The sequence below is a fragment of the Actinoplanes sp. GCM10030250 genome (genome assembly GCF_042666575.1).
Lineage (GTDB): Bacteria > Actinomycetota > Actinomycetes > Mycobacteriales > Micromonosporaceae > Actinoplanes.
In genome coordinates this window covers 235,348-245,440 of sequence record NZ_JBHTDO010000008.1, presented here as the reverse complement: position 1 = coordinate 245,440, position 10,093 = coordinate 235,348, and the positions used below count along the sequence as shown (strand labels likewise).

Here is a 10,093-nt window from a genome sequence, read left to right as displayed (position 1 = left end):
CGGCAGGGTGCGGCGGGGCGGCGGCGGGGCGGGGGCGGGCCGGGGAGGTGGGGTGGGGGGCGATGTGGGCCGGTGGGGCGGGCTGTCTGGTTGTCACCCGGTGGGACGAAGAGGCACGAACGCGGTACGGACGTGCCGGATAACCGCCCGGGCCCTGGTGATCACGGGCGCGATGCTGCTAACTAGTCGGTCGGTGCCCGTGATCGGGTGACCGGTCAGCGACAACGGGGTGGTGCATGGAAGGCATCGCGGCGACCGTCAGCTACGACGGCCGGCGGTGGACGCTGGGTGTGGGTGAGCGGCTCACCGTCGGGCGGAGCAGTTCATGCACGGTGCGGCTGCCGGACGACGGTCATCTGTCCCGGCGGGCGGCGTCGGTGGACGTGCTCGGTGACGGCGTGCTCGTGCGCAACACCTCGGGCACCAAGCCGTTCGTGTTGCGGCCGCCGGCCGGCGAGGACCAGGTCGTGGTGCCCGGAGCCGCCACCTCGCTGCCGCACCCGCGGTTCGAGATCGTGCTGGCGGGCAGTCGCGGCGACGTGACCGTACGGGTCGACAGCCCGGCCGCGAGAGCCGGTGAGAACGCAGCCAGCGAGGACGCGGCCGCCGGTGAGGACGGGATGACCCGGTCCGGGGACACGTTCACCGGACCTGGGCGGTTCTCCGCGGCGCAGCACCGGGTGATGGTCGAGCTGTGCCGCCCGCTGATGGTGTCGTCCGGGCCGTCCGCCCGGCCGGCGACCTACGCGGAGATCGGCGAGCGCCTCGGCCTCAATCCGCACTACGTCCGCAACGTGCTCAAGGGGATCCGGGAGAGCCTGACCGGGTACGGCGTACCGGGCCTGGTCGGTGAGCAGGCAACGGCCGAGGACTTCCGGCTGCCGCTGGCCCGGTGTGCGCTGTGGAACGGCTGGGTGGGCCCGGCCGATCTGGAGGAGGGCGAGTGACCGCCGGAGAGCTGACCGGACCGGCCACCGAGGGGCCGGCGGTGCTGCCCGCGCCGCGGCCCAACGGGCTGTTCGCCGGGCCGCCGGACGCGCCGGACCGCTTCGAGCTGGTCGGTGAGGGGCTGCGCGGCGGGGAGGGCATCACCTGGCGGGCCAGGTATCAGGGGAAACTGCACACCGCGGTGCCGCTCGCGGTCAAGGCGCTGAACCGGCCGGACGGCGCCGGTGCGGACTGGCCGGCGCCGGAGACGCTGCAGCGCTGGCGCGACCGTACGGTGCTGCTCCAGCACCTGCACCTGGAGCGGGTGGTGTGGCTGACCGAGGTGTTCGTCGGCGCGCCACCGCACCGGCGGGGCGAGCCGGACGCCGGGCCGCCGGTCCCGTACGTCGTGATGGAGTGGGTCGAGGGGCCCACGCTCGCCGATCTGGCCGGTGGTGCCCCGGCCACCGCGGCCACCCTCGCTCAGCGCATGCGGTACGTCCGGGAGGTCGCCGAGGGCCTCGCCTCGATCCACACCGCCAGCCGCTCGGCGGGCAACCCGAGCCTGCACCGCGACGTGAAGCCGACCAACTGCATCGTGCACGCGGCCCGGGGCGTCGTGCTGATCGACGTCGGCGGGATGCGCACCCTGGACGACGGGTTCGACGTCCAGGGCATGCACACGCCGGCGTACACGGCCCCGGAGATCTTGCGGAACCCACATCGCGCCCGCGAGGCCACCGGCGACCTGTACGCCCTCGGCGCCCTGGCTGTCTTCTGCCTGCTCGGCGAGGATCCGCCGCCCGCCGGAGCGGCCCTGGCCGACCTGATCGCGCCGAAGGTCCAGGCGGTGGCCCGGGTCGCCGGCGTCGCCCGCCCGGACGCCTTCGCCGCGCACCTGCTCACGATGCTGCGCTCCGACCCGGCCGACCGGCCCGCCGACGGACCCGCCTGGGCCGAGCGGCTCGCCGCGCTGGCCACCGAAGCCGCGGCCACCAAGCCCGTCGAAGCCATTGAGCCCGCCGAACCCGCATCAGGCCCCGCACGCCGCCGATGGCCGCTGGTAGCGGCCGGAACCACCGCCGCTCTCGTCCTGGCCGGCGCAATGGCCTACGCGGCGCCGTGGAAGACCACCGGAAGCCGCTCCGCGACCCTGCCGGACGTAGCCACCGGTCCCGCCGTCACCACAGCCACCGGCACAGGCAGCCTGGCACCCGGCACGCCGCCCGGCAGCCCCGCCGCCGGCGGAAGCCTGGCCGCCTCCGCGGGCGTGCCGATCGCGCAGGACCCCGCCGCCCCCGGCCCGGTCACCACAAGCACCCCACCGGCGAAGCAGGCCCGCCCGGGTACGACCGTGACGGCACTCCCCACGCTGAAGACCGCGAACACCGTGGCCCCGATCACCACGTCCAGCGGCACGATCTCCTCGCCCGCCGCCAACAGCAGGGTGGTGAACTGCTCCTACTTCTCCGGTACGGCGAGACTCGCCGCCGGCGAGACGCTCATCCTCGCCATGCGCAACCTCGACAACGGCGACAGCAACGAGTACGTCGAGACCGTCTTCGGCTATCCCGAACCGGAGAACCTGGGCTCCTGGCGCGGCCACCAGTTCTTCGGCGGCGAGCCGGGCCAGGCGTACCAGGTCACCCTGATCGCGGTGGATCTCGACGACGTCAAGGCCGCGGACTCCGGCGGCAGCGACGCCGCGTTCAACGCGCTCGCCGGTGCCGGCAAACGGCTCGCCTCCCGCAAGGTCGTCAAAACCTCCGGTGCGGACATCACCTGCGACGGCCCCTGACCAGGCGGTGCTGAACAGGCGGTGCTGAACAGGCGGTGCTGACCAGTGCACCCCCGCACTGCCGTCGCGGCGCGGATCCGGCGACGGTGGGGCATGCCAAGTCCACCCACCGTCGGCGTCGTCGGTGTCTCCGGCACCGGCAAGTCGAGCACGGTGAACGCCCTGTTCGGCACCGCCCTGCCGGTCAGCCACACCACTGCCGGCACCCGCGGGTTCCGCAGCGCCGACCTGCTCGCCGGCACCACCCCGATCCGGGTGCTCGACGCGCCCGGTCTCGGCGAGGACGCCCGCCACGATCCCGGCTACCTGCGGGAGTACGCCGAGCGCCTCCCCTCCTGCGACGTGATCCTCTGGGTGCTGACGGCCCGCAACCGGGGTCTCGCGCTCGACCAGGCGTACCTGCGTGAGCTGGCCCCGCACCGGGACCGGCTGGTCTTCGGCGTCAACCAGGTCGACCTGATCGCGCCGGGCGACTGGGAGCACGGGCCGAACCTGCCGTCCGAGGCGCAGGAGCAGCACCTTCTGGAGATTCTGGAGGACCGGAAGGCGCGCCTCGCCGCCACGCTCGGGTGTGCGCGTCCGGTCGTCGGTTATTCGGCCGTCCGGGCGTACCGATTGCAGGAACTCTTCACCGCACTGACCGGCGCCTGCCCGCCCGGCCGGGCCACCGCCCTGCGTGCTGCCAAGCGTCTGCGGCCGGACCGCGCCGCCCTGGAACGGCGCCGCGAACGCGCCCACCTGCGCCGCGAAACGGCGCACCCCTGACAGCGGGCAGGGTCACGGCGTGAGGCCGGCGATCAGGTCGGCGACCGGCGCGGGCCGGGCCGCGGCGAACCCGGTGCCGGCCCACAGGTTGATCGCTCCGGCGTCACCGCGGGCGGCCGCGGCGGCCCGGATCGGCGCTGTCAGATGATGGACCGCCGGATAGCCCACCGGCGCGTCCGCGTAGGTGTCGGTGAACCGGTTCCGCAGTGCCCGCGCCGGCTGCCCGGTGAAGGCCCGCGTCACGACGGTCTCCCGGAACTCGCCCGACCGCATCGCCGCCCGCTGCACCGGCCGGGTCCCCGCCTCGTCCGCGAGCAGCAGCGCCGTTCCGCACTGGACGGCCACCGCACCCGCCGCCAGCAGCCTTCCGACGTCCTCCGCCGAGGCGGTGCCACCGGCCGCGACGACCGGCAGCCCGGTGACCGCCCGCACCTCGGCGAGCACCTCCGAGGCCACGCTCGTGCCGCGATAGGCGTGCGGGCCGGTGGTCGCGGAGTGCCCGCCCGCCGTCCCGGCCTGGGCGATCAGCGCGTCCGGCCCGGCGGCCACGGCGCGGCGGGCCTCACCGGCCGAGGTCACTGTGATCAACACCATCGAACCGGCAGCACGCAGGGCACGCACGACGGCCGGGTCCGGCACGCCGAAGGTGAAGCTGACGACCGGGATCGCGTACGAGACAGCCAGCTCGACCTTCGCCGGATAGTGATCGTCGTCGTCCAGGCGCAGCGCGGGAAGCTCCACGCCGTACCGCCGGGCCTCGGGTTCGAGCCGCCGCCGGTACTCGTGCAGCGGCCGCGGGTCGGCCGGTGCGGCCACCGGGACGAAGATGTTCAGCCCGTACGGCACGCCGCCGACCTGGCGCACCTCGTCCTCCACCGCACCCGGTGTCTTGTAACCGGCCGCCAGGAACCCGAGCGCTCCCGCCGCGGCCGCCGCCGTGACCAGGGCGGGTGTCGACGGGCCCCCGGCCATCGGCGCGACGATGACCGGCCGGTCAGCAGCAAGCATGCCCCGACCCTATGCAACAGCGCCCGGAACAGGTGAACCCGCAGGTCAAAGTTACCGGGCAGTACCGCCGGGCGGCATTTCGCCGGAACGGCAGTTGTAGTCTCCTGGCGTAGGTTTGCCGAGGCAGGGGCCCAAACGAGTGTTCAGTCGAATCGCCATCGTCAACCGTGGTGAGGCCGCGATGCGGCTCATCCACGCCGTCCGTGAACTGGCCGCGGAGATCGGGCAACCGATCGAGACCGTCGCGCTGTACACCGACGTGGACCGTACAGCGACTTTCGTTCGCGAGGCGGACCGCGCGTACGAGCTGGGGGCCGCGGCCGCCCGGCCGTACCTCGACCTGAAGGTGCTGGAGCACGCGCTGGTGGAGACCGGCGCCGACGCCGCGTGGGTCGGCTGGGGCTTCGTCGCCGAGGATCCGGCGTTCGCCGAGCTGTGCGAGCGGATCGGTGTCACCTTCGTCGGGCCGAGCCCGGACGCCATGCGCAAGCTCGGCGACAAGATCGGCGCGAAGCTGATCGCCGAGGAGGTCGGCGTCCCCGTCGCGCCGTGGAGCCGCGGGCCGGTCGAGACCCTGGAGGCGGCGATCGAGGCCGCCGACCGGATCGGGTACCCACTGATGCTCAAGGCGACCGCCGGCGGCGGCGGGCGCGGCATCCGGCTGGTCCGCGACCGTGACCAGCTCAGCGACGCGTACGAGCGGACCAGCCAGGAGGCCGCGCGGGCCTTCGGCAGCGGCGTGGTCTTCCTGGAGCGCCTGGTCACCGGCGCCCGCCACGTCGAGGTCCAGGTGATCGCCGACGGCGAGGGCACCGCGTGGGCGATCGGCGTCCGCGACTGCTCGGTGCAGCGGCGCAACCAGAAGGTGATCGAGGAGTCGGCGTCGCCGGTGCTCCCGCCCGAGCGGGTGCTGGAGCTGAAGGCGTCGGCCGAGCGGCTGGCCGTCGCGGTCGGTTACCGCGGCGCGGCGACCGTCGAGTTCCTCTACCACCCGGGCGACGACCTGCTCGCCTTCCTGGAGGTGAACACCCGCCTGCAGGTGGAGCACCCGATCACCGAGTCGACGAACGGTTTCGACCTGGTCAAGGCGCAGCTGCATGTGGCGTCGGGCGGGCGGCTGGAGGGCACCCCGCCGGTGGAGCGCGGCCACGCCATCGAGGCGCGGCTGAACGCCGAGGACCCGGACCGCGACTTCGCGCCGTCCCCGGGCCGGATCGCGCGGCTCGACTTCCCGGCGGGACCCGGCATCCGGGTGGACACCGGCGTCAGCGAGGGCGACAGCATCCCGGGCGACTTCGACTCGATGATCGCGAAGATCATCGCGTACGGGAAGGACCGCGACGAGGCGCTGAGCCGCCTGCGCCGGGCCGTCTCGGAGACGACAGTCATCATCGAGGGCGGCGCGACCAACAAGAGCTTCATCCTCGACCTGCTGGACCAGCCCGAGGTGATCGACGGCAGCGCCGACACCGGCTGGATCGACCGGGTCCGCGGCGAGGGCCGCCTGGTGTCGCACCGGCACTCCGCCGTCGCCCTGGCCGCCGCCGCGATCGAGGCGTACGAGGAGGAGGAGCGCGGCGAGCAGCAGCGCCTGCTCTCCACCGCGTTCGGCGGGCGCCCCCAGGTCCGGCACGAGAGCGGCCGGCCGGCCGACCTGAAGCTGCGCGGCGCGACCTACCGGGTCCGGGTGGCCCGGGTCGGCGCGCACCGCTTCCGGGTCGGCATCGAGGCCGGCGCCGACGTCCGGACGGCCGACGTCGAACTGGAGCGGTTCGACGAGCACAGCGGCCGGATCGTGGTGAACGGCGCCCGGCACCGGCTGCTGACCGGCACGCACGGTGCCATCCACCTGGTCGAGGTGGACGGCGTCACGCACCGGGTCAGCCGCGACGAGGGTGGCGTGCTGCGCTCCCCGATGCCGGCGCTGGTGGTCGCCACACCCCTCGAAGCGGGTGCGGAGGTCGAGGCGGGCGCTCCGGTTCTCGTACTCGAAGCCATGAAGATGGAGGCGGTGCTGCGCGCGCCCTTCCGCGCAAGGCTGAAGGAATGCCTGGTCTCGGTCGGTGCCAAGGTCGACGCAGGCACCCCGCTGCTGCGCCTGGAGCCGCTCGGCGGCGACGAGGAGGCGGCTGCCGACACCGGCGCCTTCGCCCTGGACCTTCCCGCCGAGCCACCGGCGAGGTCGGCGCGGCACCGCGCCACCCGCGGCCAGGAGGACCTGCGCGGCCTGCTGCTCGGTTTCGACGTGGACCCGCACGACGAGAAACGCGTGCTCGAGGAGTACCTCACCGCCCGCGGCACGGCCACCGGCGAGGGCCACCGCCCGCTCGCCGGTGAGGTCGGGCTGGTCGAGGTCTTCGCCGACCTGGCCGAGCTGAGCCGCAACCGGCAGGCCAACGAGGACGACGGCCACGCCTACAGCGCCCGCGAGTACTTCCACACCTACCTGCAGAGCCTGGACGTCGAGCGGGCCGGCCTGCCGCAGACCTTCCAGTCCCGGCTGAGCAAGGCGCTCGGCCACTACGGGGTCAAGGACCTGGAGCGCACCGCCGCCCTCGACGCCGCGGTGTTCCGGATCTTCCTGGCCCAGCAGCGCGCCGCCACCGAGGCCTCGGTGATCGCCACCCTGCTGCGGTCCTGGCTGCGGGAGCCGCCGCCGGACGAGGCCCTGCGCGAGCCCGCCGGTCTCGCCCTGGAACGGCTGATCGCCGCCACCCAGGTGCGGTTCCCGGCGGTCGCCGACCTCGCCCGCGGCGTGGTGTTCACCTGGTTCGGCCAGCCGCTGCTGCGCCGCAACCGGGCCCGGGTGTACGCCGAGATCCGCAAGCACCTGCGCCACCTCGACGAGAACCCGGCCTCGGCGGACCGCGCCGGCCGGGTCGACGAGATGGTCCGCAGCACCGAGCCCCTGGTCCGGCTCCTCGGCCAGCGGCTGCTGCGCGACAACCTCGACAACTCGGTCCTGCTGGAGGTCCTGACCCGGCGGTACTACGGCAACAAGGACCTGACCGCGGTCCGTACCGCCGAGGCCGCCGGCTCGTCGTTCGTGATCGCCGACCGGGCCGGGTCGCAGGTGGTCTCGGCAGCGGTGAGCTTCGACGGCCTGCGCGGGGCGCTGGACGGCATCGCCGAGCTGGCCGGCGACGGTACCGCCGTCGACGCCGACGTCTACCTCGCCTGGGAGGGCCAGCCGGCCGACCCGGACGAGATGGCCGCCGCGCTGCTCGAGGTGGTCACCGCCCGGTCGCTGCCGGCCCGGATCCGGCGGGTCACCACCACGGTGGCCGGCCGCAGCGGTGCCGTGATGCACCACCACTTCACGTTCCGCCCGTCCAGCACCGGGCTGACCGAGGAGCGGCTGATCCGCGGCCTGCACCCGTACATCGCCCAGCGGATGCAGCTGGAGCGGCTGCGCAAGTTCGACCTCACCCGGCTGCCGTCGGCGGACGAGGAGATCTACCTGTTCCAGTGCGTGGCGCGGGAGAACCCGGCCGACGACCGGCTCGTCGCGTTCGCCCAGGTGCGCGACCTGACCGAGCTGCGTGACCACGACGGCCGCCTGGTGGCCCTGCCGACCACCGAGGACACCATCGCCACCTGCCTCGACTCGATCCGCCGCGCGCAGATGCAGCGGCCCTCGGACAAGCGGTTCCCGACCAACCGGATCGTGCTCTACGTGTGGCCGCCGGTGTCGCTGACCCGTGCCGAGATGGAGATGATCGCCCGGCGGGTGGCGCCGACCACCGCGGGTGCCGGGCTGGAGGAGATCGAGTTCATCGCCCGCCGGCGCGACCCGGAGACCGGCGAGCTGACCAAGATCGCTGTGCGGATCACGTTCGAGGTGACCGGTGGCACCGAGCTGATCATCGGTGCGCCGTCGGACGCGCCGATCGAGCCGATCGACGGCTACCGGCAGAAGGTCCTGCGGGCCAGCGCGCGCAGCACGGTCTACCCGTACGAGCTGACCGGTCTGCTCGGTGAGTTCGCCGAGTACGACATGGACGACAACCACGTGCTCGTACCGGTGGACCGGCCGAAGGGCCGCAACAGCGCCGCGCTCGTCGCCGGGGTGATCACCACGCCGACCTCGCGCAACCCGGAGGGCATCGTCCGGGTGGTGCTGCTCGGCGACCCGACGAAGTCGCTCGGCGCGCTCTCCGAGCCGGAGTGCCGCCGGGTGATCGCCGCGCTGGATCTGGCCGAGCGGATGCGGGTGCCGCTGGAGTGGTACGCGCTCTCCTCCGGCGCCCGGATCTCCATGCAGTCGGGCACCGAGAACATGGACTGGGTGGCCGCGGCGCTCAAGCGGATCGTCGAGTTCACCCAGGCCGGCGGCGAGATCAACATCGTGGTCGCGGGGATCAACGTCGGCGCCCAGCCCTACTGGAACGCCGAGGCCACGATGCTGATGCACACCAAGGGCATCCTGGTGATGATGCCGGACTCGGCGATGGTGCTGACCGGCAAGCAGGCGCTCGACTTCTCCGGCGGTGTGTCGGCCGAGGACAACTTCGGCATCGGCGGCTACGACCGGGTGATGGGGCCGAACGGGCAGGCGCAGTACTGGGCGCCGAACCTGATGGCCGCCCGGGACGTGCTGATGGCGCACTACGACCACACGTACGTCGTACCCGGTGAGCTGACGCCGCGCCGGACCACCACGACCGACCCGGTCACCCGTGACGTCTCGAGCTTCCCGCACCAGGCGGAGGGCAGCGACTTCACCACGGTCGGCGAGATCTTCTCGCCGGTGGCCAACCCCGACCGCAAGAAGCCCTTCGACATCCGTACGGTGATGCGCGCTCTCGCCGACCAGGACCACGCGGTGCTGGAACGGTGGGCCGGTATGGCCGACGCCGACACCGCTGTGGTGCAGGACGTGCACCTCGGCGGCATCCCGGTGTGCCTGCTCGGCATCGAGTCCAAGTCTGTGCCGCGGCGGGGCTTCCCGCCCACCGACGGACCGGACACCTACACCGCCGGCACGCTGTTCCCGCAGTCGTCGAAGAAGGCGGCCCGCGCGATCAACGCGGCCAGCGGTAACCGGCCGCTGGTGGTGCTGGCCAACCTGTCCGGCTTCGACGGCTCCCCCGAGTCGATGCGCAAACTTCAGCTGGAGTACGGCGCCGAGATCGGCCGTGCGATCGTCAACTTCCAGGGCCCGATCGTGTTCTGCGTGATCTCCCGCTATCACGGTGGCGCGTTCGTGGTCTTCTCCAAGGTGCTGAACCCGAACATGACAGTGCTGGCCGTCGAGGGCTCGTTCGCCTCAGTGCTCGGTGGCGCCCCGGCGGCGGCGGTGGTGTTCACCGGCGACGTGAACGCGCGTACCGCGGCCGACCCGCGGGTGAAGGACCTCCAGGCACGGGTGGCGGCGGCGACCGGCGCGGACCGGGGCCCGCTGGCAGCGGAGCTCGACGAGCTGCGGGTGTCGGTGCGTACCGAGAAGCTGGGCGAGGTGGCGGCCGAGTTCGACCGGGTGCACAGCATTCAGCGCGCGGTTGAGGTCGGCTCGGTGGACGCGGTGATCCGGGCGGCGGAGTTGCGGCCCCGGATCATCGAAGCTGTGGAGGCGTACCTCAGCAAGAGCTGAGC

The 10,093-nt window shown here is 73.2% G+C and carries 5 protein-coding genes; 4 read left to right on the top strand and 1 reads right to left on the bottom strand.

Annotated elements, in window-relative coordinates; translation table 11 throughout:
• Positions 1 to 236: 236 nt before the first annotated feature.
• From ACFQV6_RS14140 to ACFQV6_RS14130, 3 genes are all read left to right on the top strand, one after another.
• Positions 237 to 947 carry a hypothetical protein gene (locus tag ACFQV6_RS14140; RefSeq protein WP_378027904.1) on the top strand — a complete coding sequence of 237 codons (711 nt, stop codon included), beginning with the start codon at positions 237 to 239 and terminating at the stop codon, positions 945 to 947.
• On the top strand, positions 944 to 2,725 hold the full coding sequence (locus tag ACFQV6_RS14135) for a serine/threonine protein kinase (protein ID WP_378027903.1): 1,782 nt from the start codon (positions 944 to 946) through the stop codon (positions 2,723 to 2,725). Before ACFQV6_RS14140 ends, ACFQV6_RS14135 begins: the two co-directional genes overlap by 4 nt.
• A gap of 93 nt (positions 2,726 to 2,818) precedes the next feature.
• Positions 2,819 to 3,490 (top strand): GTPase family protein, encoded by a 672-nt coding sequence (locus tag ACFQV6_RS14130; protein WP_378027902.1) that lies wholly within the window; start codon positions 2,819 to 2,821, stop codon positions 3,488 to 3,490.
• Positions 3,491 to 3,502: 12 nt separating this feature from the next.
• Here the strand turns inward: ACFQV6_RS14130 and ACFQV6_RS14125 are convergent, their stop codons facing one another.
• Positions 3,503 to 4,498, bottom strand: a complete 996-nt coding sequence (locus ACFQV6_RS14125) for a nitronate monooxygenase (RefSeq protein ID WP_378027901.1) — start codon at positions 4,496 to 4,498, stop codon at positions 3,503 to 3,505.
• A gap of 139 nt (positions 4,499 to 4,637) precedes the next feature.
• Between ACFQV6_RS14125 and ACFQV6_RS14120 the strand changes: the two genes are divergently transcribed.
• A complete protein-coding gene (locus ACFQV6_RS14120; RefSeq protein WP_378027900.1) occupies positions 4,638 to 10,091 on the top strand; it encodes a carboxyl transferase domain-containing protein in 5,454 nt (1,817 codons plus the stop codon).
• Positions 10,092 to 10,093: the final 2 nt, after the last annotated feature.

What these genes read in the sequence shown, in the direction of transcription:
- ACFQV6_RS14140 (WP_378027904.1), top strand. Translation starts at nt 237, where the DNA reads ATGGAAGGCATCGCGGCGACCGTCAGCTACGACGGCCGGCGGTGGACG.
- ACFQV6_RS14130 (WP_378027902.1), top strand. Translation starts at nt 2,819, where the DNA reads ATGCCAAGTCCACCCACCGTCGGCGTCGTCGGTGTCTCCGGCACCGGC.
- ACFQV6_RS14125 (WP_378027901.1), bottom strand. Translation starts at nt 4,498, where the DNA reads ATGCTTGCTGCTGACCGGCCGGTCATCGTCGCGCCGATGGCCGGGGGC.